General features: G+C 68.6%; 25 protein-coding genes and 1 tRNA gene. 20 read left to right on the top strand and 6 right to left on the bottom strand.

All coding sequences use genetic code 11. From position 1 onward, the window contains the following. Position 1: 1 nt before the first annotated feature. Positions 2-742, bottom strand: coding sequence for an XRE family transcriptional regulator (locus ACIBG4_RS26680; protein ID WP_397204137.1), 741 nt, complete (start codon positions 740-742; stop codon positions 2-4). Between the two features lie 154 nt (positions 743-896). Here ACIBG4_RS26680 and ACIBG4_RS26675 point away from each other — a divergent pair, with 154 nt between their 5' ends. Then, positions 897-1,109 (top strand): hypothetical protein, encoded by a 213-nt coding sequence (locus ACIBG4_RS26675; RefSeq protein WP_397204136.1) that lies wholly within the window; start codon positions 897-899, stop codon positions 1,107-1,109. Beyond that, positions 1,106-1,297, top strand: a complete 192-nt coding sequence (locus tag ACIBG4_RS26670; protein WP_397204135.1) for a hypothetical protein — start codon at positions 1,106-1,108, stop codon at positions 1,295-1,297. Before ACIBG4_RS26675 ends, ACIBG4_RS26670 begins: the two co-directional genes overlap by 4 nt. Here the strand turns inward: ACIBG4_RS26670 and ACIBG4_RS26665 are convergent. Then, positions 1,257-1,625 carry a GntR family transcriptional regulator gene (locus ACIBG4_RS26665; RefSeq protein WP_397204134.1) on the bottom strand — a complete coding sequence of 123 codons (369 nt, stop codon included), beginning with the start codon at positions 1,623-1,625 and terminating at the stop codon, positions 1,257-1,259. The genes ACIBG4_RS26670 and ACIBG4_RS26665 overlap by 41 nt on opposite strands. A gap of 99 nt (positions 1,626-1,724) precedes the next feature. On the opposite strand from ACIBG4_RS26665, the gene ACIBG4_RS26660 reads away from it, so the two are divergent. From ACIBG4_RS26660 to ACIBG4_RS26615, 10 genes are all read left to right on the top strand, one after another. Next, positions 1,725-2,054 carry a hypothetical protein gene (locus tag ACIBG4_RS26660; RefSeq protein WP_185083445.1) on the top strand — a complete coding sequence of 110 codons (330 nt, stop codon included), beginning with the start codon at positions 1,725-1,727 and terminating at the stop codon, positions 2,052-2,054. Then, positions 2,047-3,381, top strand: a complete 1,335-nt coding sequence (locus tag ACIBG4_RS26655) for an FtsK/SpoIIIE domain-containing protein (protein WP_397204133.1) — start codon at positions 2,047-2,049, stop codon at positions 3,379-3,381. Before ACIBG4_RS26660 ends, ACIBG4_RS26655 begins: the two co-directional genes overlap by 8 nt. A 19-nt stretch (positions 3,382-3,400) precedes the next feature. After that, a complete protein-coding gene (locus ACIBG4_RS26650) occupies positions 3,401-4,060 on the top strand; it encodes a DUF2637 domain-containing protein (protein WP_397204131.1) in 660 nt (219 codons plus the stop codon). A gap of 18 nt (positions 4,061-4,078) precedes the next feature. Then, positions 4,079-4,414, top strand: a complete 336-nt coding sequence (locus tag ACIBG4_RS26645) for a hypothetical protein (RefSeq protein ID WP_397204130.1) — start codon at positions 4,079-4,081, stop codon at positions 4,412-4,414. Positions 4,415-4,436: 22 nt separating this feature from the next. After that, the gene (locus ACIBG4_RS26640) at positions 4,437-4,598 is read left to right on the top strand and encodes a hypothetical protein (RefSeq protein ID WP_397204129.1); all 162 of its coding nucleotides are present in this window, start codon (positions 4,437-4,439) and stop codon (positions 4,596-4,598) included. A 5-nt stretch (positions 4,599-4,603) separates the two neighbouring features. Further along, on the top strand, positions 4,604-4,732 hold the full coding sequence (locus ACIBG4_RS26635; RefSeq protein ID WP_397204128.1) for a hypothetical protein: 129 nt from the start codon (positions 4,604-4,606) through the stop codon (positions 4,730-4,732). 133 nt (positions 4,733-4,865) lie between these two features. Continuing rightward, positions 4,866-6,206: a replication initiator gene (locus tag ACIBG4_RS26630; protein ID WP_397204249.1), complete on the top strand. Its 1,341-nt coding sequence runs from the start codon at positions 4,866-4,868 to the stop codon at positions 6,204-6,206. Continuing rightward, positions 6,196-6,378 carry a helix-turn-helix domain-containing protein gene (locus tag ACIBG4_RS26625; protein ID WP_253769824.1) on the top strand — a complete coding sequence of 61 codons (183 nt, stop codon included), beginning with the start codon at positions 6,196-6,198 and terminating at the stop codon, positions 6,376-6,378. Before ACIBG4_RS26630 ends, ACIBG4_RS26625 begins: the two co-directional genes overlap by 11 nt. Continuing rightward, positions 6,378-7,619: a tyrosine recombinase XerC gene (gene xerC / locus ACIBG4_RS26620; protein WP_397204127.1), complete on the top strand. Its 1,242-nt coding sequence runs from the start codon at positions 6,378-6,380 to the stop codon at positions 7,617-7,619. Before ACIBG4_RS26625 ends, xerC begins: the two co-directional genes overlap by 1 nt. Positions 7,620-7,930: 311 nt before the next feature. Next, on the top strand, positions 7,931-8,599 hold the full coding sequence (locus tag ACIBG4_RS26615; protein ID WP_397204126.1) for a hypothetical protein: 669 nt from the start codon (positions 7,931-7,933) through the stop codon (positions 8,597-8,599). Between the two features lie 154 nt (positions 8,600-8,753). Here the strand turns inward: ACIBG4_RS26615 and ACIBG4_RS26610 are convergent. Continuing rightward, positions 8,754-8,826: transfer RNA gene (locus tag ACIBG4_RS26610), tRNA-Arg, on the bottom strand. A 56-nt stretch (positions 8,827-8,882) separates the two neighbouring features. Next, complete coding sequence (locus ACIBG4_RS26605) at positions 8,883-9,428, bottom strand: hypothetical protein (protein ID WP_397204125.1); 546 nt, start codon at positions 9,426-9,428, stop codon at positions 8,883-8,885. A gap of 320 nt (positions 9,429-9,748) precedes the next feature. Here ACIBG4_RS26605 and ACIBG4_RS26600 point away from each other — a divergent pair, with 320 nt between their 5' ends. The 3 genes from ACIBG4_RS26600 to ACIBG4_RS26590 are packed head-to-tail and all read left to right on the top strand — an operon-like array spanning position 9,749 to position 11,744. Then, positions 9,749-10,951, top strand: coding sequence for a sensor histidine kinase (locus ACIBG4_RS26600; RefSeq protein ID WP_397204124.1), 1,203 nt, complete (start codon positions 9,749-9,751; stop codon positions 10,949-10,951). Then, a complete protein-coding gene (locus ACIBG4_RS26595; RefSeq protein ID WP_397204123.1) occupies positions 10,948-11,103 on the top strand; it encodes a hypothetical protein in 156 nt (51 codons plus the stop codon). The genes ACIBG4_RS26600 and ACIBG4_RS26595 overlap by 4 nt, the downstream gene beginning before the upstream one ends. Beyond that, positions 11,100-11,744, top strand: coding sequence for a response regulator (locus ACIBG4_RS26590; RefSeq protein WP_397204122.1), 645 nt, complete (start codon positions 11,100-11,102; stop codon positions 11,742-11,744). The genes ACIBG4_RS26595 and ACIBG4_RS26590 overlap by 4 nt, the downstream gene beginning before the upstream one ends. 126 nt (positions 11,745-11,870) lie before the next feature. On the opposite strand, the gene ACIBG4_RS26585 is transcribed toward ACIBG4_RS26590, so the two are convergent. Then, positions 11,871-12,341, bottom strand: coding sequence for a hypothetical protein (locus ACIBG4_RS26585; RefSeq protein WP_397204121.1), 471 nt, complete (start codon positions 12,339-12,341; stop codon positions 11,871-11,873). Between the two features lie 153 nt (positions 12,342-12,494). Between ACIBG4_RS26585 and ACIBG4_RS26580 the strand changes: the two genes are divergently transcribed. The 5 genes from ACIBG4_RS26580 (at position 12,495) to ACIBG4_RS26560 (ending at position 15,811) form a co-directional block, all read left to right on the top strand. Beyond that, a complete protein-coding gene (locus ACIBG4_RS26580; RefSeq protein ID WP_397204120.1) occupies positions 12,495-12,824 on the top strand; it encodes a hypothetical protein in 330 nt (109 codons plus the stop codon). A gap of 171 nt (positions 12,825-12,995) precedes the next feature. Beyond that, positions 12,996-13,256 carry a hypothetical protein gene (locus tag ACIBG4_RS26575; RefSeq protein WP_397204119.1) on the top strand — a complete coding sequence of 87 codons (261 nt, stop codon included), beginning with the start codon at positions 12,996-12,998 and terminating at the stop codon, positions 13,254-13,256. Between the two features lies 1 nt (position 13,257). Further along, entirely contained in the window at positions 13,258-13,989 is a 732-nt protein-coding gene (locus tag ACIBG4_RS26570; protein ID WP_397204118.1) for a prolipoprotein diacylglyceryl transferase, read from the top strand. Beyond that, on the top strand, positions 13,986-15,539 hold the full coding sequence (locus tag ACIBG4_RS26565; protein WP_397204117.1) for a radical SAM protein: 1,554 nt from the start codon (positions 13,986-13,988) through the stop codon (positions 15,537-15,539). Before ACIBG4_RS26570 ends, ACIBG4_RS26565 begins: the two co-directional genes overlap by 4 nt. Then, a complete protein-coding gene (locus ACIBG4_RS26560; RefSeq protein ID WP_397204116.1) occupies positions 15,536-15,811 on the top strand; it encodes a hypothetical protein in 276 nt (91 codons plus the stop codon). The genes ACIBG4_RS26565 and ACIBG4_RS26560 overlap by 4 nt, the downstream gene beginning before the upstream one ends. A gap of 3 nt (positions 15,812-15,814) precedes the next feature. On the opposite strand, the gene ACIBG4_RS26555 is transcribed toward ACIBG4_RS26560, so the two are convergent. Continuing rightward, a complete protein-coding gene (locus ACIBG4_RS26555) occupies positions 15,815-16,273 on the bottom strand; it encodes a MaoC family dehydratase (protein ID WP_310707473.1) in 459 nt (152 codons plus the stop codon). Positions 16,274-16,484: the final 211 nt, after the last annotated feature.

Raw genomic sequence — 16,484 nt, 5'->3', positions numbered from 1 at the left:
GTCAGGACTCTACCGGGGTGGCTTTGGCCCAGACCTTCTCGTAGCTCTCGGCGTAGGTGGCGACCATGTCGCCTCCGGCCACGCGGCGTAGGTGCAGGACGGGGGCGTTGCCGGCGCGGGTGCCGTACACGTGGGTGTTGATCAGGTACTCGTCGTCGGCGCGGTAGATCGAGTTGTACAGGATCGTGTCGTGCAGCCTGAGCTCGAAGTTGTCCAGGCCGATGATGGGGCGGTAGAAGACGAGGGCGCTGCGGATCTGGGCGGCCATGCTGTCGCCGATGCCTTCGTCGGCGCCGCGCTGGGCGACCTCGTGGCTGTCAGGGTCGCCGAGCAGGACTCGGACGCGTACCCCTGAGCGGGCCTTGGCGCCGAACATGCGCATCAGGCCGGCGTCGTCGGCGAGGAACAGGCCGCTGTAGACGAGGACGTCGATCTCCTCGGACGCGCCTGAGAAGAGGCGTCCCCAGATGTCCCGCGGGACCGCCCATCGGTGCGGGTAGATCGTGAGGACCTCGCTCTGCGAGGCCGCGGCGACCTGGTCGCGGGTGAGGGCTTCGGGCCAGAGGTACGTCTCGTCGACGCCGAGGTAGGAGGCCGTCGCGAAACGGTGCTTTCGGTACGGTTCGCGTCCTTTGGTGATCCAGCGTTCGACGGTCTTGGGGTCGACTTCGATCGCGTCGGCCAGGTCGGCGATGGTCACGCCTTTCTGGAGAAGCGCCGCGCGTAGCCGTTCGTTCGCCATCGCACCTGCCCAGTGAGGACGTCCGGGGACCTGCACATCGTAGGCCGGACGTCTTGAACATGTCCCGTCGTGTAGTGATCTCGTCCTGACTCTGCGTCGCATCCTCGGTTGCACAACGCCACAACGGCCCCCAACCGAAGGAGGAGATGCCCCAATGAACATGATCAGCTTCCTGGACGAGACGCCCTCGTGCGAGTGCGGCAACGCGCTGACCCACGGTCAGGTGCAGTGCTCCAAGTGCCTGGCGCGAGAGCGCTGGACCCGCAAGCAGCAGGCGAGGAACCGGCGCGAGCGGCGGCGGGCCGAGTCCCGGCGTCCCCCACGCGGTCCCCGCACCGTCGCCGCGGCGGGGGTGAGCTGGACGTGAGCTGGCTTCCGCTGATCGTCGCCGGGCTGCTCGGCGTGTCGCTGCTGGTGGGTTACATCACGGTCCTGGTCGGCATCCGCCGTCAGGACAAGGCCATGACGCTACGGCGTGAGGTGTCCGGCGTGTCGGCGTCGCTGGCGCGCCGGGTCACCGGCTGCCACGTGAGGGACGGCGTGCAGTGGACGTAGCCAACTGCTCCTCGACCTTCGCCAGGCGCGCCGAGAGGTCTTGTACGGCGGTGCGCAGTTCGGCGACCTCGCCGGCCAGGTCGCCGGCGGCCGGGGTGTCGGTCTGGTCGCGGACGAAGACGCCCTTGCCCTGCTGGCCGATGACCAGGCCCTCGTTGCGCAGGATGCCGACGGCCATCTTCACCACCGACAGGGAGGCGTCGTACTCCTCGGCGAGCTGGGCGGTGGACGGGAGTGGGGTTCCGGGCGCGAGGGCGCCGCCGCGGATCTGGGCGCGGAGATCGTCTGCGATCTGGAGGTAGCCGGGCCGCCCGGTGTGCTTGACCATCGCGTCAATCTCACCACAGCAAGACAGCCACGCCAACATTGACAACTGAGCCAACTAGGTTAACTATGTTGGCTACGACGAATGAGGAGGTCACACGCCATGCGCACCATCCCGATCCCGGTCGACACCGGCAAGCTCACCATCACCTGCGTCAAGGCACCCCGGCCGCGCGTCCTCAACCGGGACACCGGCGAGATCAAGACCGACAAGAACGGCAACACCGTCTACGAGGTCACCGTCTCGGTCGAGGACGAGTTCGGCCGCATCGAACTCGTCAAGATCGGCATCACCGGCGAGCCGCCCATCACCGCCGGCGACCCGGTCAACGCCGTCGGCCTGGTCGGCTACGTCTGGGAGATGTCCGGGCGATGGGGCATCTCCTACCGCGCCTCGGCGCTGCTCCCGGCCCGGGAGGCCGCCGGTGTCTAACCTGCCGCTCTGGCTCGCAGTCCTGCCCCTGATCGGGGTAGGGCTGTGGGCCTGGCGCCGCTTCCACTACCCGTCGTACTGGCTGCTCGTCGGCTTCCCCATCACCGCTGTCTCGGTCCGTACGTCCTGGCGGCGCATCGCACTCGGGTGCGGGCTGACCAAGAAGCGGCAGCGCTGGTGGTTCACCACCGTGCCCGGCCTGGTCGCTTCGACCGGGATCGTCAAGGTCAAGCGGCGCTTCCAGCGGGTCGCCGTCGACACCAAGCCGTTCATGTGGCTGCCCTTGCCGACGCGGCACGGCTGGCGCGTCACCGTCCACACCTTGGAGGGCCAGACACCTGGCGACTACGCCGACGCCGCCGAACGCCTTGCTCACTCCTGGGGTGTCCATGCGATCCGCGTGTCCTCACCCGGGCCTGGGCGGGTCGTGCTGGCGGCGACCATGCGGGACCCGCTGGTCACCGTCGACCAGCTCCCGCCATCGACAGACCTGCTCAAGGTCACCGTCGGCCGATTGGAAACCGGCAAGCCCTGGGTGATCGACTTTCGCACCGTGCCGCACTGGCTGAACGCTGGAGCGACGCAATCCGGCAAGTCCAACCTCGCCAACGCCCTCATCGTCGGCCTCGCTCCACAACCCGTCGCCTTGGTCGGCATCGACCTCAAAGGTGGCGTGGAGTTCACACCGTACGCGCCCCGCCTGTCGGCTCTAGCTACCTGCCGCGAGGAGGCGGGGCGACTCCTGGACGACCTGGTCGCGCTCATGCTCGACCGAATGGGCGTCTGCCGCCAAGCCTCTGCCCGCAACATCTGGCAACTCCCGCCCGCCCTACGGCCGGTGCCCGTCGTGGTCCTGGTCGACGAGCTAGCCGAGCTGTACCTGATGGCCGACAAGAGCGAGAAGGACGAGATCGCCAAGACTTCGACCGCGCTGCTGCGGGTGGCTCAGCTCGGCCGAGCGTTCGGCATCTACCTGTTCTGCTGCGGCCAACGAATCGGCTCTGACCTCGGTCCCGGCGTCACCGCCCTACGTGCCCAGTGCTCGGGACGGATTTGCCACCGCGTGAACGATCCAGAGACCGCAACCATGACGCTCGGCGACCTCGACCCGGCCGCGCTCGCCTCAGCCCGCGCCATTCCGGCCGAGACACCCGGTGTCGCCATCGTCGCCAGTCAAGACGGCCAGTGGTACCGAGCCCGCTCCTTCTACGTCAGCGAGCAGAGCGCCGAACACGCCGCCCATACCCACGCCCATGTCACCCCGCCCTGGGACGAGATCACCACCCACCTGACGCAGCCCGACCCGTCCGAACTGCTCGACGCCTGAACCCATGAAGGGAGGAACGATGCGACGCATCACCTGCTGGCTCCTCGACACCGGCCCCGTGCTCGTCCTGGCCGCCATCGCCGGCGCCGGATCGTTCACCCACATCCGCGACACCGCCACCGAACACGGCCAGACCGGCTGGATGTCCTGGGCCGTCGCCATCTGCATCGACCTCACCTGCGTCATGGCCGCCCGCGAACGCCAACGCGACAAAAAGACCGGTCGTGTACGGCGCGGTCGGTTGTCGTGGCCCGTTCTGGTCCTGACCGGCGGCATCGCCCTCTCATTGGCGGCCAACCTGCAACAAGCCGACCCAACCGTGTGGGGCTGGATCACCGCCGCCACCCCGGCCGGCGCGTTCCTCATCGCCGTCTCCATGCTCGAACGCCGGACCACCGGCACGCGTGCCGAACCCACCCCGGCCTCCGAGCCGTCCACAGCGCTCGTCTCTGCCTCGTCGTGCGCCCCGGCTCCCGTCCTGTCCCGCCAGGACACCGAAGCCGACCAGGACGTCCTCAAGGGCGGCCCCGCCCCGGCGCTCGTCGACTACGCCCGCCGCATCGCCGACGAGCACCACACCCGCCATGGCAAGCCCATCACCCGCGACGCCCTGCGCACCCGCCTCGGCATCTCCAACCAACTCGCCACAGACCTGCTCCACACCCTGCACACCGCCTGATCACGAAGGAGACCCACCATGACCCACGACCGAACCGCCATCATCACCGGCCTGCGCCGCCTGGCCGACTTCCTCGACACCCACCCCGACATCCCCGTCTCCGCGACCGCCCCGCTCTACCACTTCACCCGCGACGGCAGCGACACCGGCCAGCGCGCCGAGATCGACCAGATCGCAGCCCGCCTGGGCTCCCCCGTCAAAGACGAGACCGACTACGGCCACTACACCACCGCGATCAGCTTCGGCCCCATCGAGTACCGCGCCATTGCCATCACCACCGAAGCCCGCGCCCGCCACGCGGCAGCCGCCAGCTACCACGGCTGCGTCCAACCCGACCCCACACCCGCCACCTGACCGACGAAAGGAGAAACCGGCCATGCGTATCCGCCTCGACGGCACCCGCGCCGAACTCACCGACGCCCTATTCCGGCTCCGCCTGAACTTCACCGTCTCCGGCGTCTCGCGCGCCTACCCCGACCGCGCCAAGCCCCGCCACTGGCGCATCTACGTCACCACCTACCCGCGCGAGCGGACCTGACCGCCATGGACGAACACGAACTGGCGATCGCGCACTACCGCTGCTGCACCTGCAACGGCACCGGCATCGACGACGACCGCAACCGCTGCCTCGACTGCGACGGCACCGGCATCGACAACCACGGCGCCCCATAAGCGCAGCGCCCCCGGCCTGGCCGCACATCCGCCAAGACACACGCCAGGTCGGGGGCCGTCCCCTCACCCGAACGAGTGAAAGGAGGTCTCCATCTTGCCTGCAACCCACACTCACGCGCACGCCAAAGCGGGCATGATCGCCCGGCTCAACAGCCCCGACTACGACCGCTGGGCCGCTCAGATCCACCGCACCAGCGGCTGCCGCCAGCCCATCCACCTGCGCGGCAAGGTCGACCACTTCGACCGCGCCACTGGCCGGCTCCTGCACCGCTACACCACCCGAACCGAACCCGACGGCGTCCTGCGCCTGCCCTGCAAGACCCGCCGCGCCTCCCGCTGCCCCGCCTGCGCCGAGGTCTACCGCGCCGACACGTACCACCTCATCCGCGCCGGCCTCACCGGCGGCAAGGGCGTCCCAGAGACGGTGACCACACACCCCACGCTGTTCATCACCCTCACGGCCCCGTCCTTCGGCCCGGTACACGCCCGGCGTGAACAGCGCAGCAAGGTCCAGCCCTGCCACCCTCGGCGCGACGCCGCCACCTGCCCGCACGGCCGCGTCATGTCCTGCACCACCAAGCACAGCCCCGACGACCCTCGCCTCGGCGAACCGCTCTGCCCGCACTGCTACGACTACACCGGCTCAGTCCTGTTCAACGCCCTGGCCCCACTGCTGTGGAAGCGCTTCGCCGACTCCCTACGCCGCCACCTGGCCAAGCTCGGCGGCCTGGTCCTCAAGGAGCTGCGCCACCACCTGACGGTGTCGTTCGCCAAGGTCGCCGAATATCAGCGGCGCGGCGTCGTCCACTTCCACGCCGTCATCCGCCTCGACGGCCCCGGCGGGCCGACGGCACCGCCACCGACCTGGGCGACGGCCGACATCCTGACGCAGGCTGTAGAGCACGCCGCCCGCGTCGTCAGCGCCCTGGCCCCCGCCTACGACGGCCAACCCGCCCGCCTGTTCAAGTGGGGCACCCAACTCGACATCCGCCCCATCACCCTGACCGGCGACCTCACCGAACAAGCCGTCGCCGGCTACATCGCCAAGTACGCCACCAAAGCCGCAGAATGCGTCGGCACCCTCGACCGCCGCATCAACCCCCTCGACAACCTCGACGCCTTCAACCTGCGCGAGCACGCCCGCCGCCTCATCACCACCTGCATGCACCTAGGCACCCTGACAGAGCTGGCCGAACTCCGGCTCGCAGAGTGGGCCCACATGCTGGGATTCCGCGGCCACTTCTCCACCCGCTCCCGCCGCTACTCCACCACCCTCGGCGCCCTCCGTGCAGCCCGCGAACAGCACATCCACGAACACCAGATCATCACCGGCCGCCTCCCCCTGTTCGACGAAGACACCGTCCTCGTCATCAGCGAATGGGAGTACGCAGGCAAGGGCCACTCAGTCGGAGACCAGCTCCTCGCCGCCGCCATCACCGGAGCTCGCCTCGAACGGAGTCCTCATGAGCTGTGAGCTTCTGACGGTCCCCGAGGCGATGGCCATCCTCAAGGTCAGCCGCTGGACCCTCTACAACCTCATCCGCTCTGAGGAGATCACCTCGATCATCGTCGGCGAACGCTGCCGCCGCATCCCGGTCTCAGCCCTCGACACCTACGTCGCCCGGCTCTGTGAGGAGGTCGCTTGATGGGAAAGCGCTCGAACGGGGAAGGCTCGATCTTCCCCTACAAGGACGGCTGGGCGGGCTACGTCTGGGTCACCACCCCGGAGGGCAAGCGCACCCGTAAGTGGGCGTACGGCAAGACCCGCGAGGAGACCCACGAGAAGTGGCTCAACCTGCACGAGCAGTCCCGCAAGGGACCGGTGCCGACGAAGAACCCCACCATGACCGCCTACCTGTCCCGCTGGCTGGAAGAAGTGATCAGGCCCAACCGCGAGCCGACGACCTATGTCGCCTACGAGCCACTCGTCCGGCTCTACATCGTCCCCGGTCTGGGCAAGAAGCGCCTGGACAAGCTGACCGTTCGCGACGTACAAGCCTGGTTGAACAGCCTGCCCACCCTATGCACCTGCTGTGATCAGAAGAAGGACCACAAGCGGCCCGAACACAAGCGGCGGTGCTGCTCGCTCGGCAAGTGCTGCAAGGGCTACCCGTCCCGCAGCACCATCGCGGGCATCCGTCGCGTCCTGCGGTCCGCCCTTGGTCACGCCCTGCGGGAGGAACTGATCTCGAAGAACGTCGCATCGCTGACCACGCTGCCAAGCCCGAGCACGACCAAGAAGAAGCGCCAGCACGCGGCGTGGACGGTCGACGAGGCCCGCAAGTTCCTCGTACACCTGCGGGAGGTTGATGACCCGCTCTACGCGGCGTACGTGCTAATTCTCGTCCTGGGCCTGCGCCGCGGGGAAGTCCTCGGCCTGGCCTGGGACTGCGTTGACCTCGGTGGCGAACAACTCTGGATCTCCCGCCAGCTCACCAGGGTCGGTGGCCGGCTTCTCCACCGCGAGACGACCAAGACAGACGACTCGACGGCCTCCCTCCCCCTGTTCGGCCTCTGTGTCTCCGCACTCCGTCACCGCCGGCGCGTCCAGGAGGCGGCCCGCAAGGCGGCCGGGGACGGATGGAAGCCCTCAGACCTGACCTTCACCACCCGAACCGGCACACCGATCGAACCGCGCAACTTCAACCGCGCCTTCGAAACCCACTGCCGCAACGCGGGCGTCCCGCGCATCCGCGTACACGACACCCGCCACACCTGCGCCTCGCTCCTGGCCGCCCTCGACGTCCACCCGCGCGTGGCTATGCGTATCCTGCGGCACTCGCAGATCTCGATGACCATGGACGTTTACACCCAGATCCCCAGCCCGGAAACCCGCAAGGCACTCGACCGGCTCGATCAGAGCCTCGACCGCTCAAGCGAGACATAACAAATCTTCCGCTACCGCAAAGCCCCTTTGGGATCACCCTAAAGGGGCTTTGTTCGTTCTCGACCTCTTCTCATAGCCGAATAGGCATGCCGGACTGACTACGGCGACCATTTCACTTTTCGGCGTATGTGGTTCAAAGGAATAGGGCTTCCAGCGAGTCGCCAGTTCACTTTCCCGAACGTAGCGGAGGGCGAATGACGCACCCTGTGAGTTGTGAACGGGCCAAAGGGCATCAATGTGGATGTTCCGCGTGCGGTGGGGCACAGCATGGCTGGACCCACAGCCTCTTGCTGGCTCGTGACCCCTCCCCCGTGGCTCGTCAAGAGGCGAGAGACGACAGCGACTGCAGATGGGCGGCGGCACCACCGCCCATCGGACGACGACAGCCATCCAGCCGGAGAAAGGCAGCCGCCACCGATAGCGCCACAGCCGATCTCGTCGACTGGCTAGCCGAAAACCCTGACACGATCGAACGCATCCAGAAAGTCGGAGACGTCCTAACCGGCCCCGTAATCGAGGAACTCGATAAGAGGTTCGGCGGCAGCAAGCCACGAGAGGCCAGAAGACGACTTGCCGATCACTTCTGGTGCGACCTCCTCGCCAGCCTGGCCGAGGCCATCGAGAAGTTCTCGAAAACCATGGACCAAATACCGGAGTACGTGACGACGGCCATCATGCAGTCCCGAAAGACCGATCGACGCAGCCCTCTCCTAGAACCGCTGGTGGGGCTTGCCGTACGGACGGCGTGGGAGCCCATCAAGAGCATGATCCAAGCCACCGGGATCGAGGATCTGCAACGGACGTGCCGTATCCTCGCCGTCCTGATCTGTCCGGCCCCCGAGAATCACAAGGCCGTTCAGGACAGCGCTCTCCTTCCGTTGGCGAAGGAGGGGATGTTGGAAATCAGCAGAGAGCGGCTTGAGCTGGTCTTCCCCGCGGAGTGGGTTCGCCGCCTCCGGGAAGGCCTCGGCGGCGCCTGAGCAGGGTCGTCGGTGGCCGCCCCTGGAGGTCAGGGCGCAGGGCCTGCTGCGTGCGTCGGACTCCGACTGTGTGTGGCGACGTTGCTGTACAACGCTGCTGTACGGCCACGAAAAAGGCCCTCCGGGATGATCCCGAAGGGCCTTTGATCTGCTGTGCGGCCGGAGGTACTCGAAACCCCAACCTTCTGATCCGTAGTCAGATGCTCTATCCATTGAGCTACGGCCGCTCGCTGCGTAAGCAAGCATAGCGGACCTTCGGCTGTGCCTCGAACCGGTTTTGGGGTCAGGATCTGGCGGACTCGGGTTTGCGGGGCCAGAGGGTGTAGCTGACCGGCCAGATCAGGGCGATGAGGGGGATCTTGAGGAGGCCGCCGACGAAGGCGAGTAGGGGGTCCGTGCGTGTCGGGTCGGCTACCAGCCAGATGAGGGCTTGGACGATGGCCCAGGTGAGGGCGTAGGCGAGGACTATGCGGAGCCATAGGGCCCATTCGTAGCGGGCTCGGGGCATGCCGCCCGCTGGTGGGCGTGGGGGCGGGGGACCGCCGGCGAAGCGGTGGTGGAACTTGGCGTCGGCCCAGCGGATCGTGCGGTGGCCGAAGACGATCGAGTACGACAGGTAGGCGGTCGCGAGGCCGTGTCTGATGTCCGCCACGGCGCCGCCTCTCATGTCGATGACGGCTGCCGTGAGCAGGATCACGTCCAGGAGCGGTACGCACAGGAGCAGGGCGGTGCTGACGGTGCGGCGCTTCCACAGGTAGCGGGACGCCAGGCCCAGGGCGAGCAGGAGCCAGAAGCCGATTTCGCAGCCGATGAGGATGGCGACAATCACGGGTTCCATGGTGGCGGGGGCGAGGGCGTCGTACATCGTCGGTGGATAGGAGCCTGTGGATACATCGAAGGGTGTATCCACAGGTGGCCCGAGGGGGGAGGGGCTCGGCGGCCCGAGGTGGTGGGATGGGGGGCATGCGGAGAGCGGGGCTGTGGGCCGTGGCGGCGTTCCTGTGTGGGGCGCTGCTTGTCGCGGGTGGCGCCTATTTTCGCCGTGGGGCGGATGAGTGGGCGCTCCTTGTTCCGCTGGCGTTGACGTGCGCCGGCGTCGCCGTGCGGTGGCGGACGCCACTGGGGGCGTTGGGGCTGGGGACGTTGGGGGTGGTGGTGGACCTCTTCGTGGGGCCTTCGCTGCCCACGTTGTTGATCTATACGGACAACATCTACGCTGCGGCGCTGTATGGGCCGGCGAGGTTCTCGCGGTGGTTGCTGGGGATTGCGTGCTGTCTCGCCGTGCTGGTCGGGGCGTTGACGTGGTTTGTGACTGAGGACTGGCGGTTGCCGGCCGTTTATGCGGTTCAGGCAGGGCTGGTGCTCATTTCGCCGGTTACGACGGCGATGGTGCTGCGGCAGCAACGGGAGCAGGCCGCCGCCGAACGGGCTCGCGCGGAGCAGGTGGCGCGCCTCGCGGAGTTGGATCGGCAGGCTGCCATCGCGAGTGAGCGTGCTGCGATGGCGCGGGAGCTGCATGACATGGTGGCCAACCACTTCAGCGCCATTGCCATTCAGGCCACGGCCGTTCTGTCCCGGAAAGATCTGGATTCGATGACCGTGCGGGGGGTCATGGAGTCGGTTCGGGAGAACAGCGTCAAGGGGATGGCTGAGATGCGGGCCATGATCGGGCTGTTACGGCAGGACAGTGGCGAAGGCCCAGGTGGAGGTGCGGGCGGGGGTGATGGTGACGCCGTGCGGCCTCGGCTGGCGGACGCTGAGAGTTTGGTGGAGCGGGCTCGGCGGGCCGGGATGGAGGTCGGGTTGCGGGTCGCGGGGGAGCCTCGGGAGTTGCCGGCCTCGGTTGATCTGGCGGGGTATCGGATCTTGCAAGAGGCGTTGACCAATGCGCTGAAGCATGGGGACCGGTCGGCTGAGGTGGTGCTGGGTTATGGGGCTGGGTGCGTGACGGTGATCGTCGACAATCCTGTCCGTCGGTCGAGTGCGGCTGGGGGTGTCGCTCGTTCTGGCAATGGTTCGGGGGCTGGGGTTGTCGCCCAAACCGGCAACGGTTCGGGGGCTGGGGGTGTCGCCCGTACCGGCAATGGTTCGGGGACTGCGGTCGGGGTCGGTGGAGGTACGGAACAGGAGCCGGGTGATGGGGTGGGCCTTCGCCGGGGTGAGGTGTGGTTGCCGGGGTCGGGGGCGGGGATCGTCGGGATGCGTGAGAGGGCAGCGCTGGTAGGTGGATCTTGTGAGATCGGGGCTGTCGTCGGAGCTGGTGCCTCGGCTGTGAGGGCGGGCGCTGGGCTGGATACGGCTGGGGTGTGGCGGGTGAAGGCAGTGCTGCCGACCGGGTTGGTTTCCGCGTGAACGGGTGGGTGCGGGCGCCGAGCCGTCAGGTCCAGCAGGTGGTGCGGGCGCCGAGCGGTCGGGTCCAGCAGGTGGTGTGGGCGCTGGACCGCCGGGGCGAGTGGGTCATGTGGGCGCCGGACAGCTGGGGCGAGTGGGTGGTGGGTGGATGACGATCAGGGTGGTGGTGGCGGATGATCACGCGGCGGTTCGGGCCGGGATTGCGCTGATTCTGGGGGGTGTGGATGACATCGAGGTCGCGGGTGAGGCGGCCGACGGGGAGCAGGCGGTGGCGGTCGCTCGGGAGATGCGGCCGGATGTCGTGTTGATGGATGTGCGGATGCCCCGGCTGGATGGGATATCGGCTACTCGGGAGTTGGCCGGGGTCGCCGATGTGCTGATCTTGACGACGTTCGATGTGGATGAGTACGTCTTCGGGGCGCTTCGGGCTGGGGCGGCGGGGTTCTTGTTGAAGAACACCGATGCGGACGGGCTGGTGGAGGCCGTGCGGGTGGTGGCTCGGGGGGATGGGCTGATTTCGCCGGCGGTCACTCGGCGGTTGATCTCGGCGTTCGCGGAGCTGCCTCCGCCTCGGGATCGGCAGGCTGTGGCCGGGTTGACGCCTCGGGAGCGGGAGGTGCTGGCTTGCGTGGCCCGGGGGTTGTCCAACGCGGAGATCGCGAAGGAGCTCGACATGGCGGAGGCCACGACGAAGACGCATGTGAGCAGGGTGCTCAACAAGCTGGGGCTGCGGAGCCGGGTGCAGGCGGCGATCTACTACTCCGCCTATGAGGGGGAAGGGCCGGCTGTCTGACGCCACACCTCTTCTTCTCTGGCAGGCTCCGGGGGCCGGTGGTCGGGCGGGGGACCGTGAAAGCGGGGGACCGCGAAGGCCGAGGACCGCGAAAGCCGAGGACCGCGAAAGCCGAGGCCCTTGGGTTCAGGTGGTTGTACGGGTGTAGGTGAGGGTGAAGTCGACGTTCCAGGTGGTGCCGTCCTTGGAGAACTCCCATTGGGCGTCGATGGTGTCGCCCTGGAGGGTGCCGGTGAAGCGTTGGTGGAAGCCGGGGGCATTGCGCCAGATGCGCCAGATGCCGTCGATGAAGGTCATCCGGTAGACGCGGTGAACGCCTCGGGCGTCGGCGTACAGCATGGTGAACTCGCCCGTGGCGTCGTCCAGGCCGATCAGGACCGTGGTGGGGAAGGGTGCGTGCTCCCGCCACTCCTGAGGAGCGGATTCCGGTATTTCGTCGATGTCGGAGACCTGGCGGAGGAACAGGCCGTTCTCGGCCCAGGTGAACTCGCTCCAGGCGGGGGTGAGGCCGGGTACGTGTGTCTGGACGGTCCAGCGGCCGACGAGGGGTGCCAGTGGAGCGAGGAGGGCCGGCGCGGGCTGGAGGTTCGGGTTCATGTCTTGCTCCTCGGCTTTCGCTTGGGTGGCTGCAATCAGCGTGCCCCAGTACTGACCGTTCGGGGAGTGGAAACTGAGCGCTCGACGGCCGGACCGGAAGCCGGAGGACAGACGGCCTATCTCCTGTCGGGAGTGGCCCGTAGGCTGGCCGTCGTGAGTTCTCCTCCGCTTCCGCCCTCCCCGGGCCAACCCCCACCCTCACAGACCGGGCAGGTCGTCGGGCTGGCCTTCGCGGGCGCCTTCGGGTACTGGGTCGTGAACGTGGTCGTGGGCCTGGCCGTGCTGCGCCTCGAGTCCGCGGCCGGGATCGGGGTCGGGGCGGCGTTCCTGGCTCTCGGGGCGTTGGGCGGCGGAGTCGTGCTGGTGCTTCGGCGTAAGCCGTGGGCGTTGGGGCTGGGGCTGGGCCTGATGATCGGGTGGGCGTCGGCTTCGATCGTGTCCGCCGGGTTCTGTACGGGGCTCAACCCGGATCTCTACTCGTAGCGGGGAGTGTTCTGAGGGATGGGCGCAACACCACCGCCACCACCGCCACCGCCGCCGCCGCCGGACGGACCGCACCAGCACGGGCCGCCGCCGTACGGTGCGTGGCCGCCTCCCCCGAGGCCGCCCCGGGAAGGGTCCCCGGGCCTGGTCATCGGGCTGGCGTTCGCCGGGGTGGCTCTCTACAGCCTGGTCAACGTCGTGCTCGGCCTCCTGATGTTCTTCGCCGCCATGGGGCGGAACGGCGGCACGCCGTGGATGGCCGTCGGCGCCGTCGCGCTGGCTCTCGTCGGGCTCGGGGCGGGCGCCGGGTTGCTGTTCGTGCGGCGGCCGTGGGCGACGGGGCTGGGGCTCGGGCTGATGATCGGCTGGGCGTTGTGGTCGATGGTGTCCGCCGGGTACTGCACCGGCCTCAACCCGAGTTTGTACGGCTGACATGCCGCTGCATGAGATCTTCGTGGGGCTCGGGGTGCTCGTCGCCTCCGTCGTGTTCGTACGGGAGGCGCGGCGGCGGGGCGCGCTCAGCGAGCAGTCCCTGGTGGCCGTCACCGGCGCGCTCGTCGGCGGCGCCATCGGGATGCGCCTGGCGGGCTGGATGGAGACGCTCGACCTCCACGATCTGTGGCTGTACGGCTCCCGCAGCATCCTGGGCGGCCTGACCGGGGCGTACGCCGGCGTGCTGATCGCCAAGCGGATCATCGGCTATCAGGAGCGCACCGGCGACCTGTTCGCCCCGGCGGTGGCGCTGGGCATGGCCGTCGGGCGGATCGGCTGCCACCTCACCGAGGCCCCCGGCCGGCCCACCGACCTGCCGTGGGGCGTCCACGCTCCCCCGACCACCCCCGAGTGTCCCGGCTGCCTGACCGGCCAGGCCATGCACCCGTCGTTCGTCTACGAGATCATCTTCCAGCTCGTGGCGTACGGCGCCCTGGTCTGGGCGCGGGACAGGGTGACGCGGCCGGGTGAGCTGTTCACGCTGTACCTCGCCGGCTACGCGGTCTTCCGGTTCCTGGTGGAGTTCACCCGGGCGAACGAGACCGTGTGGCTCGACCTGACCCGGCCGCAGTGGTTCCTCGTCCCGGGGCTGCTCCTGGTGGCCGTACGGGTCGGGTACGGCTGGCGGCGCGGCCGCTACGATGCGCTTCTCCGGCGGAAGGTCAGATCATGAGCACTGGGATGGGACTGCGGGGCGACCGCATCCTCAGGTACGTCAACGCGTTCTGCCCGCACTGTCACGGCCAGGAGCTGGAGCGGGTGGAGCGGCTCAGCGGTTACCTCGCGGTCCGGGACGGCCGGGTGTGGCTGGAGCGCGGGTGCCGCGAGCACGGCCTGGTCCGGACGTTGTACGACGAGGACCCCGAGATCCTGACGTACCTGGAGGAGTGGACCGCTCCCACCAAGCAGCACGTCCCGGACGTGTCGGGCAACTTCGCGCCGATCCCCGCCGCGTACCTCCAGGGTCTGCCGGAGATGCAGACGCAGCACACGTGCATCCTGCTGGAGGACATCGCCGAGGCGTGCAACCTGCGCTGCCCGACCTGCTTCGCCGACAGCTCGCCCGACCTGAGCGGAATCGTCCCGGTCGCGGACGTCCTCGCCAACGTCGACCAGCGCCTGGCCCGCGAGAACGGCCGGCTGGACGTGCTCATGTTGAGCGGCGGCGAGCCGACCCTGCACCCGGAGCTCCCGCTCCTGCTGCGCGAGCTCACGCAGCGGCCGGTCACCCGCATTCTGATCAACACCAACGGCGTGCTCGTCGCCCGCGACGACGACCTGCTCGACCTGCTCACCGAGCACCGCGAGCGGGTCGAGGTCTACCTCCAGTACGACGGGAGCTCGGCCGAGGCGTCACGGCACCACCGCGGCGGTGACCTGCGGCGGCTCAAGGAGCAGGCCGTACGGCGGCTGTCGGAGCGTGAGATCTTCACCACGCTGGTGATGACCGCGGCGCTCGGCGTCAACGACGGCGAGATCGGCGACGTGGTGCGGCTGGCCCTCGACACGCCGTTCGTGGGCGGGGTGTCGCTGCAGCCGCAGTTCGGCTCCGGCCGTTCGGCGCTGATCGACCCGATGGACCGGCTCACCCACACCGGCGTGCTCAGCCGGCTCGGGCCGCAGACCCGTGGGCTGGTGACGTGGCGCGACCTGACCGCGCTGCCCTGCTCGCACCCGCACTGCTGCTCGGTCGGCTACCTGATCCGTGACGACTCGCGGCAGTGGAAGTCGCTGGTGGCGCTGATGGGCCACGACCGCCTCAAGGCCAACCTGGGCCTGGTCTCCAACCGGATCGCCGACAGTGACATCCCGCGCGAGCTGCGGCTGGCCGTACAGGAGTCGCTGCTCGGGCTGCTGTCGGAGCAGTCGTCGCTGTCGCACCCGCGGATCGGCGACCTGTGGCGCGACATCTGCGAGAACTGCGACCTCGGCGTGGCCACCCTGCTCACGCTCGCCTCGTCGGCGCTGCCGGGCCGGCGCGCGAAGCTGCGCCGGATGCTGGGCGAGCGGGTGGTGCGGGTGACGATCAAGCCGTTCATGGACATCTCGACGATGATCGAGGAACGGCTCACGCAGTGCTGCGTCCACGTGGGCACGCGGGCCGAGCAGGACCAGTGCGCGCCGTTCTGCGCGGTGCAGGCGTGGCCGCAGCTCTCGGCGCAGCGGCTGTCGGCGGTGGCGTCGCAGCCCCGGACCCGGCTGCCGCTGGAGGTGCTCACGTGAAGGCCGCTGCCGATGACCCCGGCGTGAAGAAGGCGGAGCCGTACGATCCGCTCCGGCTGTGCGTGTACGCGACGGTCGCGCTGCTGGCGTGGCTGCTCGGGCCGTGGGTGGTGCTGGGGTTCGCCGGATTGGGGTTCGCGGGGTACTGGAAGGCGCGGCGGGCCGGGCTGACCCGCAGCAAGTGCCTGCTGCGGGACACCCGGCTCGTGCTGGCCTACCTGGGACTCCTGGGCGCGGTGGCGGTCGTCGCGATCGTCCTGTCCCTGCGGTGACGGCTACTCGGCGGGGACGTACAGGCTGAGCGTCTCCGCGATGCAGGCCGGCCGCTTCTCGCCCTCGACCTCGATCGTCATCTTCAGGTTGGACAGGTAGCCGGCGGGCGTGCCCTTGACGTCGGTGAGCTCGCCCGAGGCCCTCACCCGCGCGCCGACCGGCACCGGGCGGGGGAAACGGACCTTGTTGAGGCCGTAGTTGACGCCCATGGCGATGCCCTCGACCTTGACCAGCTCGAACATGAACGACGGCAGCAGCGACAGGCTCAGGTAGCCGTGGGCGATCGTGCCGCCGAACGGCCCGCTCTTGGCCCGCTCCACGTCGACGTGGATCCACTGGTGGTCGTCGGTGGCGTCGGCGAACAGGTTGACCTGCTCCTGGGTGACCGTGCGCCACTCGGTCGGGCCGAACGTCTCGCCGACGGCCGCCTTGAGCTCATGTACGTTCGCGAAGGTCCGCATGGGGGTGAACGCTATTGCGCTGGCGGGACGGCTGCCAAGTCCAACAGTCCGTACGCCCCCGGACGCCGGGCCGAAGAGCCTCGGGCCGATCTGTTGCGAAGATCTTTACCCGAAAGCATCGCACGGGCGTTCGAGTCCGCGCTACAGTTCTGGATGTCGAATCGAACAGGGGTTCGGCCAGGTGAGAGGGGGGGTCTGTCCGATGACGATG

The sequence above is a fragment of the Nonomuraea sp. NPDC050383 genome (genome assembly GCF_044459125.1).
Lineage (GTDB): Bacteria > Actinomycetota > Actinomycetes > Streptosporangiales > Streptosporangiaceae > Nonomuraea.
This window is presented reverse-complemented; position numbering and strand designations above follow the sequence as displayed.

What these genes read in the sequence shown, in the direction of transcription:
- ACIBG4_RS26680 (WP_397204137.1), bottom strand. Translation starts at nt 742, where the DNA reads ATGGCGAACGAACGGCTACGCGCGGCGCTTCTCCAGAAAGGCGTGACC.
- ACIBG4_RS26675 (WP_397204136.1), top strand. Translation starts at nt 897, where the DNA reads ATGAACATGATCAGCTTCCTGGACGAGACGCCCTCGTGCGAGTGCGGC.
- ACIBG4_RS26665 (WP_397204134.1), bottom strand. Translation starts at nt 1,625, where the DNA reads ATGGTCAAGCACACCGGGCGGCCCGGCTACCTCCAGATCGCAGACGAT.
- ACIBG4_RS26660 (WP_185083445.1), top strand. Translation starts at nt 1,725, where the DNA reads ATGCGCACCATCCCGATCCCGGTCGACACCGGCAAGCTCACCATCACC.
- ACIBG4_RS26650 (WP_397204131.1), top strand. Translation starts at nt 3,401, where the DNA reads ATGCGACGCATCACCTGCTGGCTCCTCGACACCGGCCCCGTGCTCGTC.
- ACIBG4_RS26645 (WP_397204130.1), top strand. Translation starts at nt 4,079, where the DNA reads ATGACCCACGACCGAACCGCCATCATCACCGGCCTGCGCCGCCTGGCC.
- ACIBG4_RS26640 (WP_397204129.1), top strand. Translation starts at nt 4,437, where the DNA reads ATGCGTATCCGCCTCGACGGCACCCGCGCCGAACTCACCGACGCCCTA.
- ACIBG4_RS26635 (WP_397204128.1), top strand. Translation starts at nt 4,604, where the DNA reads ATGGACGAACACGAACTGGCGATCGCGCACTACCGCTGCTGCACCTGC.
- ACIBG4_RS26630 (WP_397204249.1), top strand. Translation starts at nt 4,866, where the DNA reads ATGATCGCCCGGCTCAACAGCCCCGACTACGACCGCTGGGCCGCTCAG.
- ACIBG4_RS26625 (WP_253769824.1), top strand. Translation starts at nt 6,196, where the DNA reads ATGAGCTGTGAGCTTCTGACGGTCCCCGAGGCGATGGCCATCCTCAAG.
- xerC (WP_397204127.1), top strand. Translation starts at nt 6,378, where the DNA reads ATGGGAAAGCGCTCGAACGGGGAAGGCTCGATCTTCCCCTACAAGGAC.
- ACIBG4_RS26590 (WP_397204122.1), top strand. Translation starts at nt 11,100, where the DNA reads ATGACGATCAGGGTGGTGGTGGCGGATGATCACGCGGCGGTTCGGGCC.
- ACIBG4_RS26585 (WP_397204121.1), bottom strand. Translation starts at nt 12,341, where the DNA reads ATGAACCCGAACCTCCAGCCCGCGCCGGCCCTCCTCGCTCCACTGGCA.
- ACIBG4_RS26570 (WP_397204118.1), top strand. Translation starts at nt 13,258, where the DNA reads ATGCCGCTGCATGAGATCTTCGTGGGGCTCGGGGTGCTCGTCGCCTCC.
- ACIBG4_RS26565 (WP_397204117.1), top strand. Translation starts at nt 13,986, where the DNA reads ATGAGCACTGGGATGGGACTGCGGGGCGACCGCATCCTCAGGTACGTC.
- ACIBG4_RS26555 (WP_310707473.1), bottom strand. Translation starts at nt 16,273, where the DNA reads ATGCGGACCTTCGCGAACGTACATGAGCTCAAGGCGGCCGTCGGCGAG.